General features: G+C 59.2%; 17 protein-coding genes. 8 read left to right on the top strand and 9 right to left on the bottom strand.

Going from position 1 to position 22484, the window contains the following annotated elements; translation table 11 throughout:
- Positions 1-25: 25 nt before the first annotated feature.
- The 4 genes from AC1VYI_RS17610 (at position 26) to AC1VYI_RS17595 (ending at position 4697) form a co-directional block, all read left to right on the top strand.
- Positions 26-1066, top strand: a complete 1041-nt coding sequence (locus AC1VYI_RS17610; protein WP_063408101.1) for an aldo/keto reductase — start codon at positions 26-28, stop codon at positions 1064-1066.
- Positions 1067-1214: 148 nt separating this feature from the next.
- A complete protein-coding gene (locus tag AC1VYI_RS17605; RefSeq protein ID WP_134866622.1) occupies positions 1215-2591 on the top strand; it encodes a glycoside hydrolase family 1 protein in 1377 nt (458 codons plus the stop codon).
- Positions 2592-2642: 51 nt separating this feature from the next.
- On the top strand, positions 2643-3965 hold the full coding sequence (locus AC1VYI_RS17600) for a PTS sugar transporter subunit IIC (RefSeq protein ID WP_134866621.1): 1323 nt from the start codon (positions 2643-2645) through the stop codon (positions 3963-3965).
- A gap of 15 nt (positions 3966-3980) precedes the next feature.
- On the top strand, positions 3981-4697 hold the full coding sequence (locus AC1VYI_RS17595; RefSeq protein WP_196350295.1) for a GntR family transcriptional regulator: 717 nt from the start codon (positions 3981-3983) through the stop codon (positions 4695-4697).
- A 42-nt stretch (positions 4698-4739) separates the two neighbouring features.
- On the opposite strand, the gene ldtB is transcribed toward AC1VYI_RS17595, so the two are convergent.
- Positions 4740-5660: a L,D-transpeptidase gene (ldtB, locus tag AC1VYI_RS17590; protein ID WP_023310896.1), complete on the bottom strand. Its 921-nt coding sequence runs from the start codon at positions 5658-5660 to the stop codon at positions 4740-4742.
- A gap of 222 nt (positions 5661-5882) precedes the next feature.
- On the opposite strand from ldtB, the gene AC1VYI_RS17585 reads away from it, so the two are divergent.
- Entirely contained in the window at positions 5883-7478 is a 1596-nt protein-coding gene (locus tag AC1VYI_RS17585) for an ABC-F family ATPase (RefSeq protein WP_023310897.1), read from the top strand.
- A 187-nt stretch (positions 7479-7665) separates the two neighbouring features.
- Here AC1VYI_RS17585 and AC1VYI_RS17580 read toward each other — a convergent pair whose 3' ends face one another.
- Positions 7666-10029 carry a glycoside hydrolase family 31 protein gene (locus AC1VYI_RS17580; protein ID WP_047742406.1) on the bottom strand — a complete coding sequence of 788 codons (2364 nt, stop codon included), beginning with the start codon at positions 10027-10029 and terminating at the stop codon, positions 7666-7668.
- A 17-nt stretch (positions 10030-10046) separates the two neighbouring features.
- The gene (locus tag AC1VYI_RS17575; RefSeq protein WP_134866619.1) at positions 10047-11348 is read right to left on the bottom strand and encodes an MFS transporter; all 1302 of its coding nucleotides are present in this window, start codon (positions 11346-11348) and stop codon (positions 10047-10049) included.
- Positions 11349-11636: 288 nt separating this feature from the next.
- Here AC1VYI_RS17575 and AC1VYI_RS17570 point away from each other — a divergent pair, with 288 nt between their 5' ends.
- Positions 11637-12710, top strand: a complete 1074-nt coding sequence (locus AC1VYI_RS17570; RefSeq protein WP_047173467.1) for a LacI family DNA-binding transcriptional regulator — start codon at positions 11637-11639, stop codon at positions 12708-12710.
- Here the strand turns inward: AC1VYI_RS17570 and AC1VYI_RS17565 are convergent.
- The 4 genes from AC1VYI_RS17565 to AC1VYI_RS17550 all read right to left on the bottom strand — a co-directional run bounded on the left by AC1VYI_RS17565 (position 12707) and on the right by AC1VYI_RS17550 (position 18471).
- Complete coding sequence (locus AC1VYI_RS17565; RefSeq protein WP_047742403.1) at positions 12707-13963, bottom strand: DUF1479 domain-containing protein; 1257 nt, start codon at positions 13961-13963, stop codon at positions 12707-12709. The genes AC1VYI_RS17570 and AC1VYI_RS17565 overlap by 4 nt on opposite strands.
- 149 nt (positions 13964-14112) lie before the next feature.
- Positions 14113-14928: a Cof-type HAD-IIB family hydrolase gene (locus AC1VYI_RS17560; RefSeq protein ID WP_134866618.1), complete on the bottom strand. Its 816-nt coding sequence runs from the start codon at positions 14926-14928 to the stop codon at positions 14113-14115.
- A 206-nt stretch (positions 14929-15134) separates the two neighbouring features.
- Entirely contained in the window at positions 15135-17567 is a 2433-nt protein-coding gene (locus AC1VYI_RS17555) for a formate C-acetyltransferase/glycerol dehydratase family glycyl radical enzyme (RefSeq protein ID WP_134866617.1), read from the bottom strand.
- A gap of 4 nt (positions 17568-17571) precedes the next feature.
- Positions 17572-18471 (bottom strand): glycyl-radical enzyme activating protein, encoded by a 900-nt coding sequence (locus AC1VYI_RS17550; RefSeq protein ID WP_226483660.1) that lies wholly within the window; start codon positions 18469-18471, stop codon positions 17572-17574.
- Between the two features lie 128 nt (positions 18472-18599).
- On the opposite strand from AC1VYI_RS17550, the gene fsa reads away from it, so the two are divergent.
- Positions 18600-19262 carry a fructose-6-phosphate aldolase gene (gene fsa / locus AC1VYI_RS17545; protein ID WP_134866616.1) on the top strand — a complete coding sequence of 221 codons (663 nt, stop codon included), beginning with the start codon at positions 18600-18602 and terminating at the stop codon, positions 19260-19262.
- A 98-nt stretch (positions 19263-19360) separates the two neighbouring features.
- Here the strand turns inward: fsa and moeB are convergent, their stop codons facing one another.
- Both moeB and moeA read right to left on the bottom strand, forming a co-directional pair.
- A complete protein-coding gene (gene moeB, locus AC1VYI_RS17540) occupies positions 19361-20113 on the bottom strand; it encodes a molybdopterin-synthase adenylyltransferase MoeB (RefSeq protein ID WP_134866615.1) in 753 nt (250 codons plus the stop codon).
- A 1-nt stretch (position 20114) separates the two neighbouring features.
- Complete coding sequence (gene moeA, locus AC1VYI_RS17535) at positions 20115-21347, bottom strand: molybdopterin molybdotransferase MoeA (RefSeq protein WP_134866614.1); 1233 nt, start codon at positions 21345-21347, stop codon at positions 20115-20117.
- Between the two features lie 188 nt (positions 21348-21535).
- Between moeA and iaaA the strand changes: the two genes are divergently transcribed.
- Complete coding sequence (gene iaaA, locus AC1VYI_RS17530; RefSeq protein WP_226483662.1) at positions 21536-22474, top strand: beta-aspartyl-peptidase; 939 nt, start codon at positions 21536-21538, stop codon at positions 22472-22474.
- The last annotated feature ends 10 nt before the right edge of the window (positions 22475-22484 follow it).

Here is a 22484-nt window from a genome sequence, read left to right as displayed (position 1 = left end):
CCAATCGACATGCGAGGAATAACTTATGCGTTATCAAAAACTGGGCAACACCGGTCTGTTTGTTTCTGAACTGTGCCTCGGCACCATGACCTTCGGCGGCGAGGGCGGCATGTGGGGCAAGATTGGTCAGCTCCAGCAAAGTGAAGCCGAGCAGCTGGTGGGCCGCGCGCTGGATGCCGGGATCAACTTTATCGACACTGCGGACGTTTACTCGGAAGGACGCTCGGAGGAGATCACCGGTCAGGCGCTGAAAAACCTGAAAATCCCGCGCGAGAACGTGGTGGTCGCCACGAAAGTGTTCGGCGAAACGGGAACGGCAGGGGTGAACTCGCGCGGCAGCTCGCGCTATCACATCATCAGCAGCGTGAAGGAGAGCCTGCGCCGCATGCAGCTCGATCATATCGATCTCTACCAGCTTCACGGCTTCGACCCCGCAACGCCGATTGAAGAAATGCTCTACGCGCTGGATAACCTGGTGCAGCACGGCCACGTGCGCTACATCGGCGTCTCAAACTGGGCGGCGTGGCAGATTGCCAAAGCGCTCGGTATTTCTGAACGTCTTGGGCTGGCGCGCTTCGCATCCCTCCAGGCGTATTACACCATTGCCGGACGCGATCTTGAGCGCGAGCTGGTGCCGATGATGCAGAGCGAAGGCGTCGGGCTGATGGTCTGGAGCCCGCTGGCAGGCGGCCTGTTGAGCGGAAAATATGGCCGCGACGGGCAGAGCGAAGCCGGCGGTCGCCGTCTGGAGTTTGACTTCCCGCCGGTGAACAAAGATCGCGCCTTCGACTGCGTGGACGTAATGCGCACTATCGCCGAAAGCAAGGGTGTCTCCGTCGCGCAAATTGCGCTGGCGTGGCTGCTGCACCAGAAAGCGGTGACCAGCGTCATCATTGGCGCGAAACGCGTTGAACAGCTGGACGACAACATTGCCGCCACCGGGATCCGCCTGAGCGAAGACGAGCTTAAGCAGCTTGATGCGGTGAGCGCGCTGCCGCGCGAATACCCGGGCTGGATGCTGGAGCGGCAGGGGGAATATCGCCGCAATCAGCTCGCGCAACAATAACCTTCCTTGCCCCGGTAGTGCATCGCTAACCGGGGCTTTTTTTCCCGCATTGCTCACAAAAAACGATCCTCCTCTTTGATCCCCATTTCATCTTCGCCTATATGACTAGTCATGAAATTTTAAATGACTAGTCATATAGGGAGGAAACATGAACAATCAGCTGCCGGCCAATTTTTTATGGGGTAACTCGGTGTCAAGCATGCAGACGGAAGGGGCCTGGAATGAGGGGGGGAAAGGCATGTCGGTGTATGACATTCGCGAAGCCGGGGAGAACGTCTCCGACTGGAAAGTCGCGACCGACTCCTATCACCGCTACCGGGAAGATTTCGACCTGATGCAGGATCTGGGCATGAACTGCTACCGCTTTCAGATCTCCTGGAGCCGCGTCTGCCCGCAGGGCGACGGCGCGTTCAACGACGAAGGCATCGCGTTTTACGACCGTTTTATCGACGATCTGATCGCCCGCGGCATCGAGCCGATGGTCTGCCTGTACCACTTCGATATGCCGCTGGCGATGGCGCAGGAGTACAACGGCTTTAATGATCGCCGGGTAATGGACGCCTTTATCCGCTACGGCAAAAAGATGATCGACTGCTTTGGCGACCGCGTGAAGTACTGGCTGACCTTCAACGAGCAGAACATCTTCCATATGCCGGAAGCGTTCCGTATTTCCGGCTATATGCACGGCGAGAAAACCCTGCGCGAGCTGTACGAGCTGCAGCACCATACGATGGTGGCGCACATGGCGCTGACCGAGTATCTGCACCAGACCAGACCGGGCCAGCTGATGGGCGGCATGCTGGCGCACCAGCTGATCTACCCGGCCACCTGCAAACCGCGCGATATCTTCTGCGCCCAGCAGTACGACGAGTTCCTCAACCAGAACCTGCTGCGCGTCTTTGCAGGGCAGGGCTACAGCCCGGCGGTGATGGCGGTGGTTGAGCAGGAGGGCTTTGGCGATATCTACCGCGCCGAGGATTTAGCGCTGCTGGCGCGGACTAAAAACGACTATATGGCCTTCAGCTATTACGCCAGCAAAACGCTGGACAGCGATGCGATCCCGGAAGGTACGCCGGTGAACTATTACCTGCTGCATGGCGAGAAAAACAATCCGTACCTGAAGGCCACCGAGTGGAACTGGCAGATCGATCCGCTGGGCTTTCGCACCATCATCACCCGCTACGCCAACGACTGGCGGATGCCGGTCTTCCCGATCGAAAACGGCATCGGGGTGATTGAGTCCTGGGACGGCGTCAATCCGATTGAGGACGCCTACCGCATCGACTACCACCGGGCGCATATCAATGCCATGAAGGAGGCGATGTTCGAGGACGGGGCAGAGGTGATCGGCTACCTCGGCTGGGGGTTAATCGACATTCTCAGCTCCCAGGGCGACATGCGTAAGCGCTACGGCGTGGTCTATGTCAACCGTGAAAACCACGACCTGAAAGACCTGAAGCGCGTGCCGAAGAAGAGCTACGCGTGGTTAAAACAGGTTATCCATACCAACGGACGCGAGATGTAAGTCGTACGCTGCCGGGCCGTTTTTGTGACTGATTGATGGGAACTATCCGCTATGTCTGAAACAAAAATAACACCGCACATGCAGTCTTTTGTCGATAAGTTTGTTGAGTTCTCGGCGCGCCTGGCAAACCAGGTGCACCTGCGCTCCCTGCGCGACGCTTTCGCCACGGTGATGCCCATTTTCATCCTTGCCGGTCTGGCGGTACTGGTGAACAACGTGGTATTTCCGTGGATTTTTCACGGCGACACGCTCGCGCAGTTTAAGGTGTGGGGCGAGGCGATTATCAACGGCACGCTGAACATCGCCGCGCTGCTGCTGGCCCCGATGATTGCCTGGTCGCTGGCGCGCAACAAAGATTTCGACAATCCGGTCTCGGCAGTGGTTATCGCCGTCAGCAGCTTCATCATCATGATGCCGATGCGCCTGCAGATTACGCCCGTCGGCAGCGATGCCGCGGTGAACGTCACCCAGGTGCTGACGTTCGCCAATATTGGCTCAACCGGGATTTTCGCCGGGGTGCTGATCGGGCTGCTCTCAACGGAGGTGTTTATCGCCATTTCGCGGCTGAAGGCGCTGCACATTTCCCTCGGGGAAAACGTGCCTCCGGCGGTGAGCAAATCCTTTACCGCGCTGATCCCGACCATCCTCACGCTCTCCCTGTTCGCGGTGCTGGCGGCGATACTGGCAAACGTACTGCACACGGACCTGATCCATCTTATTACCACCTTTATCCAGCAGCCGCTGCGGCTGATCAACACCAGCCTGCCGGGGGCGATTTTCATCTACAGCTTCGGTAACTTCCTGTTCACGCTGGGTATTCATCAGTCTGTCGTTAACAGCGTGGTGCTGGAGCCGTTCCTGCTGATCAACACCAACGAGAACATGCTGGCCTTCGCCAACGGCCAGCCCATCCCGCATATCATCAACAACATCTTCGTGCCGACGTTTGGCATGGTGGGCGGCACGGGCAGCACGATCTCGCTGCTGATTGCCATCTTTATCTTCTCCAGACAAAAATCGGCGAAGCAGGTGGCGCGTCTGTCGCTGGCGCCGGGCCTGTTTAACATCAACGAGCCGGTGATTTTTGGCCTGCCGATCGTGTTTAACCTGCCGCTGATGATCCCGTTCGTGCTGCTGCCCGCCATCGGCATTTACTTCGCCTGGCTCTGTACCACGCTGGGGTTAATGTCGCGCTGCGTGGTGATGATCCCGTGGACCACGCCGCCCATTCTCAGCGCCTGGCTTGCCACGGCGGGGGACTGGCGGGCGGTGGTGGTGCAGTTGGCAATCATCGTATTTGGTGTATTCTTCTACCTGCCTTTCCTCAAGATTGCCGAGAGAGTGGCGTTGAAAAACAGCGGGATAGAAAACTAACTGAAAGGAAGGACGATGGCGGCGAAGTACATCACCATAGCGCGGGAAATTAAGAAACGCATTATCAGCCAGCAGTACGCCGCCAATGAACCGCTGCCGGACCAGTTTGCGCTGGCGGCGGAGTTCAGCACCAGCCGGATGACCATTCAGCAGGCGATGCGCCAGCTGATCGTCGAAGGTCTGGTCTATACCCGCCAGGGGCAGGGCACGTTCATCCGTAAAAACTTCCTTCAGCTCTCGCAGTGGGATCTCTCCGGCAGCGACTACTTTGGTGCGACCAAAACCTGGGAACATCTGGGCAAGGTGACCAGCCAAGTGGTGCATTTCGAGCTGCGTTTTCCGAATGAGAAAGAGCAGGCGTCGCTGATGATTAACGCCGATGCGCCGATCTATGACTTCATTCGACTCCGCCTGCTGAACGGCGAACCGATGTCGCTGGATTCCACGGTGATGCCGATGAATCTGGTGCCGGGCCTGACGAAAAACCATCTTGAAGGTTCGGTGTTTCAGTACGTGCAGGAGACGCTGGGGCTGAAAATTATGGGGTCGTATCGGGTGGTGCGGGCGCTTAAGCCCAACGCGCTGGACAGGGAGCATCTGGTCTGCGAAGAAACCGATCCGGTGCTGGAGGTGGAGCAGGTGATTTATCTGGAGGACGGCACGCCGCTGGAGTATGCCCACTGCCACTATCGGTACGACCACGGCGGGATAGTGATCGTGAATAATGGATAAAAAAAAGCGGGCAACGAGGCCCGCTTTTTTAATGCTTCGCTATCAGTTCAAACGCACCGGCATACCGGAGCGGTTCTGCACGGCCTGGTCAACAATCGCCGTTTCTACGTCTGGCTGAGAAGTCACCGCCTGCACCGCGCTGTTCAGCGTAACAGGGACGATTTCGTTGTTGTTGATCTGGTCTTCGCTGGTGGACAGCGGGTTGTGCACTTCGATGTAGCGGCTGCCGTCTGGCTCAGAGGTCGCTTTCACCGGTTCGTTGATGAACTGCACGCGCGTACCGACCGGCACGTTTTCGAACAGGAACTTGATGTCGTCGTTACGCAGACGCACGCAGCCGTGGCTTACGCGCAGGCCGATACCGAAGTTGGCGTTGGTACCGTGGATAGCGTACAGGCGGCCAATGTACAGCGCGTACAGACCCATTGGGTTATCCGGGCCTGCCGGTACAACGGCTGGCAGCGGTTCGCCCGCAGCGATGTATTCCGCGTGCATTTTGGCAGTCGGCGTCCAGGTTGGGCCCGCTTTCTTACGCTCAACTTTGGTGGTCCAGTTCATTGGGGTGTCTTTACCCAACTGGCCGATACCGATTGGCAGCACGATAACGGTGTTGGTGCCTTTCGGGTAGTAATACAGACGCATTTCGGCGCTGTTAATCACGATACCTTCATGAACGGTATCCGGCAGGATCAGCTGCTGAGGAATATTCAGCACGGTACCCGCTTTCGGCAGATACGGGTCAACGCCCGGGTTCGCTTCCAGCATGTTAGACAGGCCCAGCTGGTACTGCGCAGCGAAATACTCCAGCGGCTGAGAGTTACCTTCTGGTACCGTCACAACCTGGTTCTGGCCTACCAGACGGCTACCGTCTGTTGGCAGGGGATACGTCACCGCAGACGCGGTCTTACAAAAACCTACTACGGCTAACGCCGCCGCTAAAAGCGTTGTTAATTTCATGTTCATGTTGTGCGAGGTATCTAAGCCATTCTGGCGATGAGTTGATAAGTCTGAATCTGTGATGGGAGCGCATTATATGTGCATTCCCGCTCACTGGGAATTCAGATGTGTACGAAATCACATTTTTTTCGATTTTGTTAAAGTTTAGTGGATTGCCGCAACACGGGATCTCAATTCGGAATTGTGGCATAATGCCGTGTTTATCACACTTTTCGCAGGAATCTCCCCGTGTTAGTTACCAGCAACGTCACTATGCAGTTTGGCAGTAAGCCGCTGTTCGAAAACATTTCCGTCAAATTTGGCGGCGGCAACCGTTACGGCCTGATTGGTGCCAACGGTAGCGGAAAATCCACCTTTATGAAGATCCTCGGCGGTGACCTGGAGCCGACGCTCGGCAACGTATCGCTCGACCCTAACGAGCGTATCGGTAAGCTGCGTCAGGATCAGTTCGCCTTCGAAGAGTTCACCGTGCTCGACACCGTGATCATGGGGCATGGAGAACTGTGGGAAGTGAAGCAGGAGCGCGATCGCATCTACGCGCTGGCCGAAATGAGCGAAGAAGATGGCTATAAAGTGGCCGATCTGGAAACGCAGTACGGTGAGATGGACGGTTACTCTGCAGAAGCGCGCGCGGGCGAGCTGCTGCTGGGCGTAGGCATTCCGGTTGAACAACATTACGGCCCGATGAGCGAAGTGGCGCCAGGCTGGAAGCTGCGCGTGCTGCTGGCACAGGCGCTGTTCTCTAACCCGGACATCCTGCTGCTCGACGAACCGACGAACAACCTGGACATCGACACCATCCGCTGGCTGGAGCAGACGCTGAACGATCGCGACAGCACCATGATCATCATTTCGCACGACCGTCACTTCCTGAACATGGTCTGTACGCACATGGCGGATCTGGACTACGGCGAGCTGCGCGTTTACCCGGGCAACTACGACGAGTACATGACGGCGGCTACCCAGGCGCGTGAACGTCTGCTGGCGGATAACGCCAAGAAGAAAGCGCAGATTGCTGACCTGCAGTCCTTCGTCAGCCGCTTTAGCGCCAACGCCTCTAAGTCGCGTCAGGCAACCTCGCGCGCGCGTCAGATTGATAAAATCAAGCTGGAAGAGGTTAAAGCCTCCAGCCGTCAGAACCCGTTCATCCGCTTCGAGCAGGACAAGAAGCTGTTCCGTAACGCGCTGGAAGTGGAAGCCCTTACCAAAGGCTTCGATGAAGGCCCGCTGTTTAAAAACTTCAACCTGCTGCTGGAAGTGGGCGAGAAGATTGCCATCCTCGGTGCCAACGGCGTGGGTAAATCCACCATGCTGAAAACCCTGGTCGGCGAACTGCAGCCGGACAACGGCACCGTGAAGTGGTCTGAAAACGCGCAGATTGGCTACTACGCGCAGGACCATGAATACGAGTTCGAAAATGACCTGACCGTCTTTGACTGGATGAGCCAGTGGAAGCAGGAAGGCGACGACGAGCAGGCGGTACGCAGCATTCTGGGTCGTCTGCTGTTCAGCCAGGACGACATCAAAAAGCCGGCTAAGGTGCTCTCCGGTGGTGAGAAGGGCCGCATGCTGTTCGGCAAGCTGATGATGGAAAAACCAAACATCCTGGTGATGGACGAACCGACTAACCACCTGGACATGGAATCTATCGAATCCCTGAACATGGCGCTGGAGATGTATCAGGGGACCCTGATCTTCGTCTCTCACGACCGTGAGTTCGTCAGCTCGCTGGCGACCCGCGTGATCGAAATTACGCCAGAGCGCGTGGTGGACTTCACCGGTAACTATGAAGATTACCTGCGCAGTAAAGGTATCGACGGCTAATTTCCCGTCGTCTTTCACGCTGCAGATGCGTTGGCTTCACCTGTTCACCCCGGTCACTTACTTATGTAAGCTCCCGGGGATTCACAGGTTTGCCGCCTTCCTGCAGCGCGAAATACTTAGGGAAAGGGGGCGTGCCTTTATTCCCTCTCCCTGTGGGAGAGGGTTAGGGTGAGGGCATCAGGCCGTACTAGATCACCCACTCGCCCCCTTCAACCCCGTTCACCAGCAGCGTACGTTTTTCCCCTGCAGGCAGCGACACCTTAAGCGATTTCCACGCCGGACGATAATCCCCGCGCGCGTTGACCTTCAGGTTGATGGTTGCGCCGTCGCACACCATTTCCCACTCCACCCACAGCGCATTGCCGTTCTGGTAGCCCCAGCTTTCGCCGTCGTCTTCAAACAGCATTCCGGAGGTTGTCCCGACGCCTTTTACCGGGAACAGCTTCAGCTCGCGTGCCGTATCTTTTTCGGCATTCACATGCGTGATGCGCTCGCTCAGCGGCAGACCGGCTCCCGCACGAACCAGCAGCGGCAGTTTTTCCAGCGGCGCGTCGAGGACGATTGACTGGCCGCCCGCATACCACGCGTGGGTGTAAAAATCATACCAGCCGGTGTCGTTATCCGGCAGCCAGACGCGGCGCTCGCGCTGCCCGGCTTCGACGACGCTGGCCACCAGCAGGTCGCGGCCCAGCAGGAAGTCATCGCACTCCTCAAACGTCTGCGCATCATGCTCGTGGTCGAGGAAGGTCGGGCGCAGCATCGGCTCGTCGTCGGCATGCGCCTGCCAGAGCAGGGTATAGAGGTACGGCAGCAGGCGGTAGCGCAGCTCAACCGCGCCGCGAACGGCTGGCGTGACGCCCGGGTACATCCACGGCTCGTTCACGGTGTGGTCATCGTTCCACGAGTGAATGGTAAAGCGCGGGTGCATCACGCCGTTCTGCACCCAGCGTACGAACAGCTCGGCGTCCGGTTTGTCGCCGGAGAAACCGCCGACGTCATGGCCGACGTTGAACAGGCCGGACAGGCTCATGCCCAGCCCCATGCGGATGTTATAGCGCAGGGTGTCCCAGCTGGTGCGGTTGTCGCCGCTCCAGGTCTGGACGTAGCGCTGCATCCCGGCGCAGCCGGAGCGGGAGATGAGATACGGACGTTTTTCCGGCGCGAAACGCTGCTGCGCTTCCAGCGAGGCGCGCATCATCAGCAGCGGCATCACCGGGCGAATGTGCTTGATGGCGATCTCCTTGCCGAAGCCAAAGCAGCGCGCTTCCCCGTCCCACACTTCATATTCGTTGTTGTCGTTCCAGGTAGAGTCGATGCCCATCTCCAGCAGCTGCGTGGTCACGCCGTTCTGCCACCACTGCACCGTCTGCGGGTTGGTAAAGTCGAGGTGCGAGCCTTCGTCATCCCAGAAGCTGGAACGTTCCGGTGCATCGGTTTCTGAATCGCGAATGAACAGGCCGCTCTCCGCCACTTCGTTATAGCGCGGATGGTCCTGCAGCAGGCACGGCTTGATGTTTGCCGCCAGCTTTAGCCCCGCGTCGTGGAACGCCTGGCTCATCACCTTCGGCTGCGGCACCTTGTCATAGTTCCAGTTAAAGACGTAGCGCTTGCCGTTGATGGAGGTATAGCCGGAGGAGAGCTGGAACGAGTCGCACGGAATGGCGTGCTCTTCGCACAGGCGGATGAAGTTCATCAGCTGGTTCTGGGCGTCCGGCGCGTCGGTGTAGTGCATGGTCGAGCCGCTGTAGCCCAGGCTCCATTTCGGTCCGAACAGCGTTTTCCCGGTCAGGCGCACGAAGGCTTTGGTGACGTCCAGCACGCGCTTGCCGGTAAAGATGTAGTAATCGATATCGCCCGCTTCCGCCTGCCAGCGGCGATAGGCGGTGTGGTAGTTGTCGATTTCGTTACCCAGATCCAGCCAGCAGCTGCTCAGGTTGTCGTAGAACAGGCCGTAGCTGACGTCGTCGCGGCGGGCGATAGTGAACGGAATATGTTTGTAGAGCGGGTCGGTGCTGGCCGCGTTGTACCCCATGGCGTCGAGGTTGCGCATCTCATAGCGCTTGCCGTTGCGCTGCAGATCGCCCGCTTTTTCGCCCAGGCCATAGAAACGCTCGTCCTTGCGGCGGCTGAGGTAGTGCGCCACGCCGTCGCCGTGGGCGTTCAGCAGGTAGGCGCTGGTTGGACGGTCGTTGACCAGCGGCTGCCACTCGCCAGCCTCATTGCGGTAGTGCCACTCCAGCCACAGCGGCTGGTGGACCGTCACGCGCAGCTGTTCGGTTGCCACGGTGAGCGTCTCATCCTGCTGCGTCAGGGTCCAGGCCGGGCAGGAGAAGCCGCTTATATCGTCACGACGGCGGCCTTCCCACGGCACGTCTTTTTCCGGCGCGATGCTCCAGGTGCGGTCCAGCGCCAGCTCGCCTTTGCGTTTGATCAGCACGCGGAACAGGTTCTCTTCCAGCACATACAGGCACAGGCGGTGCTGGTTATCGACCAGCAGTTCCAGATGGTTTGCCGACTGCGTATCAAGGGTCCAGTTTTTCAGGGTTTTCATATGCAATACATCCACTATCAGGCGCGCTTGGCGCGACGTTCAGCAATAAATGCTACCAGGAAGAGAGCGCCAATCAGGTCAAAGAAGCCCATGGCAATAAAGAGCGGGTTAAAGCCGATTTTGTCGGCGGTCACGCCGATTAACAGCGAGAACAGGAAGCTGGCGATCCACGCCGCAGAGCCGCGCATGCCGTTGACGGTCGCCATCTGGCCTTTGTCGAACGACTCAACGACCAGGGCGCTCAGCATGCAGGAGATGATCTGGTGCCCGAAGCCGCCGATGGAAATCAGCACGATGGTGATATACGGGTCGCGGGTAATGGCCACGATGCCCAGCGAGATCATCAGGAACGCGCCCGTCACGGAGCTGGCAACGACCGAGTTAACGCGCGAGCAGCCGAAAAGACGGGTGTACAGACGCGTCAGGTAGCCACTCGCCACGCTGCCGAGGTCGGCGGCGAGGAACGGCAGCCAGGCAAACATCGCAATCTGCTTCAGGTCCATGCCGTGCTCTTTGGCGAGGTACAGCGGCACCCAGAAGCTCAGCACCGCCCAGGCCGGTTCCGCCATAAAGGCCGGGATGGCGATCCCGTAGAAGCGTTTGTTTTTCGAGACGGTTTTCAGCGCGGTCAGGAAGGGCAGTTTCACCGCAGGCGGTTCGTTATCCTGTTTGATGAACGCCAGTTCGTCCTTGCTCAGGTTCGGGTGCTGCTCCGGGTTGTGGTAGAACGCCCACCAGAGGATCACCCACAGCAGCGCCAGCACGCCGGTAAACATAAACGCGCCCTGCCAGCCGAACGATGCGTGAGCAAAGTAGATGATAGGCGGAGCCAGCATTGCGCCGATGGAGAAGCCCACGCCAGCCCAGCCGGCGGCAACGGGTCGCTCTGATTTCGGGAACCATTCGCCGATGGTTTTGGCGTTCGCCGGGGTAGCGGCGGCCTCAGAGGCACCCATAAAGAAGCGCAGAATAGCGAGGTGCAGCCAGCTTCCGGCACCCGCGTGGAAGATACACATCAGCGCCCAGATCCCGGCGCAGACCATAAAGCCAATCTTCAGGCCGATGACGTCAATCAGCCAGCCGCACAGGGGCTGGAAAATGGTATAGGCGATCTGGAACGCGCCGACGATCCAGGAGTATTGCTCGGTGGTGATCCCGAGGCTCTCTTTCAGTTCCGGGGCGAGGATCCCGAGTGAGTTTCGGGTGATGTAGTTAACGGTGACGCCAAGTAAGAACAGCACCAGCACGTACCAGCGCAGGTTCTTGATGACGCGACGGGTTTTGCTTGTCGCTACGGTGTTATTGATGCCCTGACTCATTTTACTCTCCACAAGACGGACGGTAAGGGAACGGAGGTTCAGGTGTCACACGGATTTTTATGCCTTTGATTTCTATCCGTTTAAACTGCTTAAGTTGGTATACAACTAGTATGGAAGTTGTGTGACAAGTTCACCTTAAGGAAGAAAATGAGTGGGCAAAAGTGGATTTTGTGCAAAATTTCTCATAACTGACGTAAACCCTCTGGCATGATGGCTTTTATGTCAGCTATTACCTGACCAATACGCTATGAAAATTTTTTCATTTCGCAAATGGAGCCAGATCACAAAATGGACAAAAGGCTAAAAATCACCGAAATCGCGGCCCGGACGCAGCTCTCGATCAGCACCGTATCGCGGGTGCTGGCGGGAAAAGCGAATACCAGTGAAAAAGCGCGCGCGAAGGTGCTGGCGTGCGCGCGGGAGCTGGGGGTGATGGACGGCATGGCGGCAGGGCGTCTGCTGCTTAATAGCCTGGTGGTTTTTGCCCCGCAGCGGGCGTTTGACGAGCGGTCCGACATCTTTTACTACCGCGTAATCCAGAGCGTGAGTAAAGGCCTGGCGTCCCACGATGTGCGCCTTCGCTACTGCGCGCTGGAGGAGAACGACAGCGACGCCCAGCTGTTTCTGGCACGCATGAACGAAGCGGACACTCAGGCGGCAATCCTTCTTGGCATCGACGATCCCCATATCCACGATCTGGCGGTGGACGTGGGTAAACCCTGCATGCTGATTAACTGCCGCGACCGGCACATGCGTCTGCCTGCCGTCGCGCCGGACCATCGCGCCATTGGCGAGCGGGCGGCGGAGTACCTGTTCGAGATGGGGCACCGCGAGGTGATGAACGTGCTGTGCCTGCGTCGCTACACCATGGAGCTGCGCCTGTCGGGGATCCGCGACGCGTGGCAGTCTCACAACCTGAAATTCAACGATAAACGCGATCTGCTGGTGGTGCCCAGCTTCAGCGCGCGCGAAACGGAACAGATGGTCAGCAGCTGGCTCAGTGAAGTGCAGGGGAAGGATTTACCTACCGCGTTCCTGGTCGGCGGCGACTTTATGGCGGCGGGCACCATTAGCGCCTTACAAAACCACGGCCTGCGCGTGCCGCAGGACGTGTCGGTGATGAGCATTGACGGCTTTAACCTGGCCGCAATCCAGGATGTGCCTCTGACGGCCGTGCATGTCCCCCGCGATGAGCTGGGAACCGAAGCGGTATATATGCTCCAGCAGCGGCTGATGCGCCCGGACGCGCCGGTCGGGACGTTACTGCTTAACGGCACGCTGGCCGTGCGGGAATCGGTACGGCGGATACGTCAGGGGAAACGACGCACCGCCGTGGAGCGGGAAGGGCTGTACGACAGTTAAACCATGCCCAGCGCGCGCTTGCCGTGGATGTTGAGATCGTTCACGGTAAAGCGGTCCTGCCAGCTTTTTTCATAATCCTCGCGCGGGAAGTCTCCCGGCGACGCGCCGGTTTCCAGCGCTTCCTTGACCTTCTTAGCGTAGGCGAGGTTTTTCTCGCACATCGGCGCGGCAGGGATGTACATCACGTTGCCCCAGCCCTGCTGATTTTCCACCGGCGCCACGGAGTGGATCACATCGCAGTGCCACCACACGGAATCACCCGCCTCGAGTGCCGGTATGCTGCTTAATGCCTCGATCAGCAGCGGGTGCCACTTCTCGGAAACCGGCAGCACGCGCCCCGGCGCTACGCCGCACAGCTCGTCTTCCGGCACGTCGTCCAGCAGCGGACGCAGCAGAATGTAAGCCATCGCTTCCGGGATTGGCACCACGTGCAGCAGCCCCTGACCTGGGATCATGTCCGACAGCGCCGTCCAGCCCTGGAAGGTGCGGAACACCGAGCATTTGGTGGTGTTATCGACGGTGTACTCTTCCACTTCGGTACGGTGCGCGGCGTTCCACGGATCGTACTTGTCGACATTGCCGTCAAACACGCGGGCAAAGACCTGCTGATAGGCTGGCAGCAGCCAGCGCTCCAGCGCGCCGGAGTCGGTATGCGCCCCAAGCCCTTTCGAGGTCGTTCCCGGCGGGCGGCGGCGGATACGGTCCGGGTAAATCACGCTCACGTCCGGGTTGAACCACTGCTTGCCGTTGCTCTCGAATGTCCATAAACGGTTCAGGAACGACTGCACCTGCGCCATCTCTTCGCTCTGGCGCGCCTGCATTTGCGCCTGAGACCAGTAAATCGGGTAAATCTCCGGACGAGAGGCCGTCAGGGTGCCGAAGAAGTTATCGCCCGGGCCTTTGTAGACCTCATCAAACTTATTCAGATCGAGGTAGTCGAGCATCGACTGATCCCACGCCAGCGCCTGCTCGCGCGGGAAATGACCTTTAATCACCGCGCAGCCGCGGCGTTTAACGGCCTCGCGCTGTGCGTCGGTAATCGTGCCGTTTTTCACATCCGCAAACGGAATTACCGGCCAGACGGATTCGCCTTTGTTCTTTAGCGCGTTGATTTCCGCCACGCGGGTGGCAATTTTGTCGCTGAGCTTATTAAACACCGCCTGCACGTCGCCGATCTGCGCGCGCAGCTCACGTTTTAACTGACGGATTGCCGCTTTGTGGTCCGCTGGTAAGGTTTCACTGGTAAAGGTCATAACTGCCTCGCATCTTTCATTCGAAAGTAAAAATGTCTACAAGTGATACTTTAAGTTAAAATTAAGTTAATGCAAGTTTAAAAACTTGACGCAAGCCACAGGTCGGAAAAAGAGTGAGAGGCCGGAGCGACGCTCCGGCGAGGAAAGGATCAGAGGTCGAACGGGGAATGGTTGTCGAGCACGGCCTGAATGACGTTCAGCGCGCCCTGATGGTTGTTATCCTCTGTGCCGTAGCGGCTGATTTCTTTGATGCTCTCTGCCGCGTTGCCCATCGCAAAGGAATATTTCACCAGCTTCAGCATCTCGGCATCGTTGCCGCTGTCCCCAATGGCCACGCACTCCTGCGGGGAGATTTTCCAGCGTTTCAGCAGACGACTGATGCCGTTGGCCTTGTGGAGGCCGGGGATAATCAAATCGACAAAACCAAAGCCGCTGGTGACCGGCTTCATAATGCCGTCCAGGGAGACGTGCAGTTTATCCACCAGATTAGGGATATCGCTGTCCGGCAGGTTCAGGGAGAATTTAAACAGTACGTCGTCAATTTCGCGGTAATCGCTGATGCGCTTTAAGCGGTGATAGTGCTTTGACATCAGCGCCACGAACGCGTCCGGGGCTTTATCGCTCACATACGCGCTCTCGAGCCCGCAGGCCACAAAGTTCAGCCCTTTATCTTTCAGCAGCTCGCCAATCACGATTTGCGATTCATGCCGCGTCAGCTCGCCGTGGAAAATCTGTTCGCCGCGATCGAACACCAGCGCGCCGTTTTCCGCGACGAAGGAGATCCGATCTGTGAGCTCCGGAAAGAAGGAGATGAGCTGGTAATACTGGTTGCCGCTGGCGACAACGAATTCAATGTCGCGGGCTTTAAGCTGTTCAAACTGTGCCTGGAAGCGGTCACGATCGTACTGCTTGGCATCATCAAGGAAAGTTCCGTCCATATCGGTGACGATAACTTTAACGGTCATACTGTGCTCCTGGGTCACTGCGTTTTGAAACATTCTAATAACAAGGTGACGGGGAGCACAAATTTAATTTCATTCGAAAGTAAAAGCAAAACGGCAACCGAGGTTGCCGTTTTTAGTGTTTTCTCCCTCTCCCCGTGGGAGAGGGCCGGGGTGAGGGCATCAGCGTGCGCATATCCCCTCACCATCAAGAGTGAGGGGATATGCCGTTACAGCGTATGTTCAGTACGGGCGATAATATCGTCCTGCGCATCCGGCGACAGGGCGGTGAAGAACGCCGAGTAGCCCGCGACGCGCACCACGAGATCGCGATACTGGTCAGGATGTTTCTTCGCTTCCAGCAGCGTTTCGCGCGAGACGATGTTGTACTGAATATGCCAGCCCTTATGCACCTCGAAGAAGGTGCGCAGCAGCACCATCAGCTTCTGGCGATCGCTGTCGTTTTCCAGCGTCGACGGGTTCAGCTTCTGGTTAAGCAGCACGCCGCCGAGAATCGCTTCCGTCGGCAGTTTACCCACCGAGCCAATTACCGCCGTCGGGCCGAGGTGGTCCGTACCGGAAGCCGGGCTTGCTCCTTCCGCCAGCGGGGTGTGCGCCTTACGTCCGTCCGGCGTGGCCATTGTTGCCGCGCCAAACGGCACGTTTGCGGAGATGGAAGAGGTGCCCGCGTAGTAGTTACCGCCAATCGGGCCGCGGCCGTGGCGCGGGTTGTGGTACTGCTTAAGCTCTTCGATGTAGGTCTGATAGGCGCGCGTCAGCAGCATGTCCACGCTGTCGTCGTCGTTGCCGTACTTCGGCGCGCCGTTGATCAGGCGCTGACGCAGCTGCTCGTGGGTCAGCCCGTCGAAGTCATCCGCCAGCGCCGCCGCCAGCTGCTGCTGACCAATAGTGCCCTGCTCGAACACCAGCTTCTTCACCGCCGCCAGGCTGTTGCCGAGGTTGGCGATGCCCACCTGCAGGCCGGAGACCCAGTCGTACTTCGCGCCGCCCTGCTTGATGCTTTTCGCGCGTTCGATGCAGTCGTCCACCAGCGCCGAGCAGAGAATGTCGTGGACGTTCTCTTCCAGCATGGTGTCCACCACGTACTCAATCTCGATGGACTTGCGGGTGTAGTAGCGGATCTGGCTATCCCACGCCGCCATCACTTCGTCGAAGTTGTCGAAGTTACCGGCAGAGAGCGCTTTCTCCTGCGGCAGGAACACCTTGCCGCTGGTGGCGTCGCGGCCGCCTTCCAGCGCGGCCAGCATCACGCGGGCGAAGTTGATAAAGCTCATGCCGGTGCAGCGGTAGCCCCACTTGCCGCCCACCGCGGTTTCGATGCAGCCGATGGCCGCGTAGTCGTAGGCGTCGTTTCGTTCAACGCCGAGCTTGATGAATTCCGGAATGACGATTTCATCGTTGTTGAACGCGGGCATCCCGAAGCCGCAGCGGATCACCTGCACGCAGGCGTCGAGGAAGTCGTTGCTCATGCCCGCGTGGTAGCGCACGCTCAGGTTCGGCTGGGTGGAGCGCAGGCGACCGCAGGATTCCAGAATCGCGTAGGAGAGCGGGTTCACCGCGTCCATCGGCTCGCCGTTGACCAGCTTCTGGCCGCCGATGGTGACGTTCTGGTACAGCGGGCTGCCGGCGGAAGCTTTCGAGTGCGAGCCGGAGCGGATTTTGTTCACTTCCAGCAGCTTCAGCCAGCAGCTGTGCAGCAGCTCGATAGCGTGCTCGCGGTCCAGGCTCTGGTTCAGCTCCACGTCGCGGCGGTAGTACGGATACAGGTACTGGTCCATACGCGCGAAGGAGACGGAGTGGCCGTTGGACTCAATCTGCAGGATCAGCTGGATGAAGTAGCACAGCTGCAGCGCCTGCCAGAAGGTTTTTGGCGGCTCGTGGGCAATCACGTCGCAGTTCTCCGCCATCGCCAGCAGCTCGTCGCGGCGGCTTTCGCGGGTTTCCGTAGATGCCATCTCGCGCGCCAGATCGGCGAAGCGTTTGATGTGCAGGCTTACCGCTTCCAGCACGATATCAATCGCCTTCAGGAACTGCTCACCGTGCAGGTCTTCCAGCACCGTCAGGTTGATGCGCGAGCGGCGTTCGGCCACTTTGGCGCGCAGGCCGTCGAGGCCTTTCTCCAGCACCAGCGGGAAGTTCACCGCCAGGTGCGCGTCGCCGGAGGTCATGTTGCCTTCGGCTTTGATAATGCCGGTTTCCAGCAGGCCTTTCTGCTCGTCGGTGAACATGCCGTAGCAGCGGTCCTGCACCGTCTGGCCGCGCCACCACGGGCAGATGTCGTGCAGCACGCGCTTGTTCTCTTCCCTCACCGCAAAGCCCGCGCCCGGGCGGTCCGCCAGATCGTCGATCTCTTTCTCAATCCAGGATACGGTGTATTCCGGGAAAATCGGCGCGGCGCGCACTTCGCTTGCCTGGTTACCGATAATCAGCTCGTCGTGTTTGATCCAGATGGTGCGCTCGGCCAGGTGATGCGCCAGCGCGAGGGCGCGGCGCACCGGGATCGGCTTGTCCATGTGCTGCTGGTACATTTCGGTGTAATGCTGCGCGCGCTCGGTACAGACCGGCGGCTTAACGATATGCACCAGCGCCGTTTTGTGCGCCTTAATGCGCTCGCTGAGGGTGTTGAGATTCAGGGTGGTCATAGGTTTATCCTCGTAAGGTCGCGGTTAACCCTTTCTGGCAGGCGTACTGCTGCGCGAAGTCCAGCAGGGCAGGGTTATCCAGCGGTTTGTCAGGGGCAGAGTAGGGTTGGCCGAGCAGGAGGTATTTGTTCATGCCCAGCGTGTGATACGGCAGAAAATGAATATCCTCGACGCCGAGCTCGTCGGCAGCGAAGTTGGTAATGGCGGTAACAGACGCTTCGTCAGCGTTAAAGCCCTGGATCAGCGGCACGCGAATGGTGATTTTTTTCCCGGCGGCGGCAAGGCGCTTCAGGTTGTCCAGGATTCGCTTAGCCGAACCGTCCGTCCACTGTTTGAACACCTCACCGTCGACGTGCTTCAGGTCGGCGAGGAACAGAGCGACGTAGGGTAATGACGGCTCGATGTAGTGCCACGGCACGTGAAGGCAGGTTTCCACGGCAGTGTGGATCCCCTGTTCGTGGCTGGCTTTAAACAGGGCCTGTGCCAGCTCGGGGTTCATAAACGGCTCGCCGCCGGACAGGGTGATCCCGCCGCCGCTGCGGTCGTAAAAGGGCTTGTCGCGCAGTACGGTCGCCATGATCTCCGCGACCTGCTGTTCTTCACCGCAGACGGTCAGCGCCTGCGTCGGGCAGCAGTTAGTAATGGCGTTGAGCGCGGCTTCATCAAGCTTCTCGCGGTGGATAACCAGGCCATTCAGCGCGCGTTCGATGCAGCCCGGCGCCGCCTGCTGGCACAGGTCGCAGCCGTCCAGGCACAGGCGCGCGTCAAACAGCACGCCCCGGCTGCGGGAGCGGCTTTCCGGGTTCTGACACCAGCGACAGCCCAGCGAGCAGCCTTTCAGGAACACCACGGTTCGAATACCGGGGCCGTCGTGGGTAGAGTAACGCTGAATATTGAAGATCATGATTTCGCCTCTCGCATTGCATATGAAGATTAAATGACTTTCGAATGAAAGTTATCTTGATGCAGGTCAACTCTTGAGCAGGTTTTGTCGTGATAGGGTAAGTGCAGGCTAATTTTGAGGGTGACATCATGGAACTTTATCTCGACACATCTGACGTTGCGGCAGTCAACAAGCTGGCGCGTATCTTCCCGCTGGCGGGCGTGACCACCAACCCAAGCATTGTGGCGGCAGGTAAAACGCCGCTGGACGAGCTGCTGCCTGCGCTGCACGACGCGCTGGGCGGTAGAGGCCGTCTGTTCGCCCAGGTGATGGCGACCACCGCCGAAGGGATGGTGGAGGACGCGCGTAAGCTGCGCGCCATCATTAACGACCTGGTAGTAAAAGTGCCGGTGACCGCCGAAGGGCTGGCGGCGATCAAGATGCTGAAAGCGGAAGGGATCCCGACGCTGGGTACGGCGGTTTACGGTGCCGCACAGGGGATGCTCTCGGCGTTGGCGGGGGCTGAGTATGTGGCGCCTTACGTTAACCGCGTGGACGCGCAGGGCGGGGACGGGATCCAGACCGTGGTTGAACTGCAACAGCTGCTGACGCTGCACGCCCCGCAGTCAAAGGTGCTGGCCGCGAGCTTCAAAACGCCGCGTCAGGCGCTGGACTGCCTGCTGGCAGGCTGCGAGTCAATCACGCTGCCGCTGGACGTGGCGCAGCAGTTTATTACCTCTCCGGCCGTGGATGCGGCGATTGTGAAGTTTGAGCAGGACTGGCAGGGGGCGTTTGGACGGACGTCGATCTGATGCTGTTGCCGGGTGGCGCTAGCGCTAACCCGGCCTACGATTTTCTCCCTCTCCCTGTGGGAGAGGGCCGGGGTGAGGGCATCAGGCCGCAACAGGGTTTAACCTCCGCAAACCTCACACCCCGGGTTACGCATCAGCTTCATCTCACGGAACTGGCAGGTCATCGCGTCATACATCACGATTTTCCCCGCCGCAGGCGTGCCGTAGCGCGCCAGCACTTTGATTGCTTCCATCGCCTGCAGGGAGCCAATCACGCCGACCAAGGGTGCCATCACGCCCGCTTCAACGCAGGTCAGCGCGTTCTCGCCGAACAGGCGGCTCAGGCAGCGGTAGCAGGGTTCACCTTCCGCGTACGTGAAGACGCTGATTTGCCCCTCCATGCGGATCGCCGCGCCGGAGACCAGCGGGATTTTGTGGGCAAAACAGCCTGCGTTCAGCTGGTTACGGACGGCGACGTTATCGGTGCAGTCCAGCACCAGGTCATGCTGCGCAATCTGCGCCGACAGCGCGCCGTTATCCAGCATCGCGTCAATCAGGGTGAACTGAACGTTGGGGTTGATGCGCGCCAGCGCCGAGCGGGCAGAGTCCACTTTCGGCTGGCCAACCGTCGCGTCGCTGTGCAGCGTCTGGCGCTGGAGATTTGACACCGACACGGTATCGAAATCCAGCAGCGTCATCCTGCCCACGCCCGCTGCCGCAAGATACTGCGCGGCGGCGCAGCCAAGACCGCCGAGCCCAACAACCAGCACGCTTGCTGCTTTAAGCGCTTCCTGACCCTCGAAGTCAAACCCGCGCAGCACGATCTGGCGGTTGTAGCGCATCATCTCCGGGTCGCTCAGCTCCACCGTCATGTCAGCCTCCGAACAGGTGGTTAAAACGCTCGATCTCAACCCACTCGCCTGCTTCCACATTGCCGCGCTCGCGCTCCAGCACGATAAAGCAGTTGCCCTGGCTGAAGGAGCTGAAAATGTGTGAGCCCTGGTGCCCGGTGGTGCTCACTTCCAGCTCGCCGTCCGCGTTGCGCGCCAGAATGCCGCGCTGGAAATCGAGACGACCCGGCGATTTTTTCAGGCGCGTGGCGGCGCGCACGCGCTGGCGTTCCGGCAGCGGGCTGGCGCTGTTGCCTGAAAGCTTTCCCAGCAGCGGGATCACCAGCTGGTAGAAGGTGAGTGCCGCCGAGACCGGGTTACCCGGCAGGCCGCAGAACCAGCCGTGCGTGAGCTTGCCAAACGCGAACGGTTTGCCCGGCTTGATGGCCAGCTTCCAGAAGGCGATTTCCCCCAGCTCTTCAAGGATGGTTTTGGTGTAATCCGCTTCGCCCACGGAGACGCCGCCAGAGCTGATAACCACGTCGGCGGCGTTATCCGCCTCGATAAACGCGGCGCGCAGTTTTTCCGGATCGTCAGGAATAATGCCGAGGTTAATCACCTCGCAGCCCAGCTGCTCCAGCATCAGGTGTACCGCCAGGCGGTTGGTGTCGTAAATCTGACCGTCCTGCAGCGGCTGGCCCGGAAGCTGCAGCTCGTCACCGGTGGAGAAAACGGCAACGCGCACTTTACGGATAACGTCGATTTCAGCCACGCCGAGCGACGCCAGCACCGGCAGCTCACCTGCCGTCAGCTTCTGCCCGGCAGAAAAGACCGTCGCGCCAAGGGTGATATCTTCGCCCGTGCGGCGGATGTTCTGGCCCGCTTTAACGTTCGCGGTAAAACGCACGCCGCCGTCGGTCTGTTCTGTCTCTTCCTGCATCACAACGGCGTCGCAGCCGGCCGGAACCGGCGCGCCGGTCATGATGCGCACGCAGGTGCCCGCAGGCCATTCACCGCTAAACGGCTGGCCCGCAAAGGCTTTACCCGCCACCGGCAGGGCGTCACCCGTCTGGAGATCCGCCAGGCGTACCGCGTAACCGTCCATCGCGGAATTATCAAACCCCGGCACGTTGAGCGGAGAGACGATATCGCGTGCGGCAATACGGCCAAAACAGCGCACGAGGGGCAGCGTCTCAACGTCATGCAGCGGGGAAACTCGGTCAAGCATCTGCGTGAGTGCCGTCTCAAGCGGCATCAGTCCGGCGGTAAAATCCATGGTGGGCTCCTGCGGAGTAACAACGAAAGCGCTCATTATGGCAGAAAAGTGCGGCTAACTGTATGACCCGATGGGTGTACGCTTTACATCACAGTTACGTCTTTCTATATTCAAAAATCATCTGAAGTTTCGTCGACGATAATGATATTTATAGAAAAAGCCGCAAATCAGGCTAACGGGTGATGCGAATGGTTAATGCGGTAATCGCAATTCATGGTGGCGCCGGGGCAATCACCCGAGCACAGCTCAGTCCCGAGCAGGAAAAGCGCTATATCGACGCGCTGTACGCCATTGTGGAAACGGGCCAGAGAATGCTGGAAGCGGGCGAAAGCGCGCTGGACGTGGTCACCGAGGCGGTGCGCCTGCTGGAAGAGTGCCCGTTATTTAATGCGGGGATCGGTTCGGTCTTTACCCGGGATGAAACGCACGAGCTGGATGCCTGCGTGATGGACGGCGTCACCCTGAAAGCGGGCGCCGTGGCGGGCGTGAGCCATCTGCGTAATCCGGTGCTGGCGGCGCGTCTGGTGATGGAGGCGAGTCCGCACGTGCTGCTGACGGGGGCCGGGGCGGAGGCGTTTGCCTTCGAGCACGGGATGGAACCGGTATCGCCGGATCTGTTTTCCACGGAGGAGCGCTACCAGCAGCTGCTGGAGGCCCGTTCGGCGGGCATGACGCAGCTTGACCATGCAGCGCCGCTCGATGAGCGCAGCAAAATGGGCACGGTGGGCGCGGTGGCGCTCGATAAAGCCGGAAACCTCGCGGCGGCAACTTCCACGGGCGGAATGACCAACAAGCTGCCCGGGCGCGTCGGCGACAGCCCGCTGCCCGGCGCGGGCTGCTATGCCAATAACGCGACGGCGGCGGTGTCGTGTACCGGAACTGGGGAAGTGTTTATCCGCGCCCTTGCGGCCTATGACATTACCGCGCTGATGGATTACGGCGGCTTAAGCCTGAGCGAGGCCTGCGAGCGCGTAGTGATGGAAAAACTACCTGCCCTGGGCGGCGTCGGCGGGCTCATTGCGGTGGATCGCGAGGGCAACGTGGCCCTGCCGTTCAACAGCGAAGGCATGTATCGCGCCTGGGGTTATGCCGGTGATGAACCGAGCACGGGCATCTATCGTGAATAAGGGGGCAGCG

This window comes from Enterobacter sp. QK-SA4 (assembly GCF_056856775.1).
Note: the sequence above shows the minus strand (reverse complement) of the source record. Positions and strands in the feature narration are given on the sequence as shown.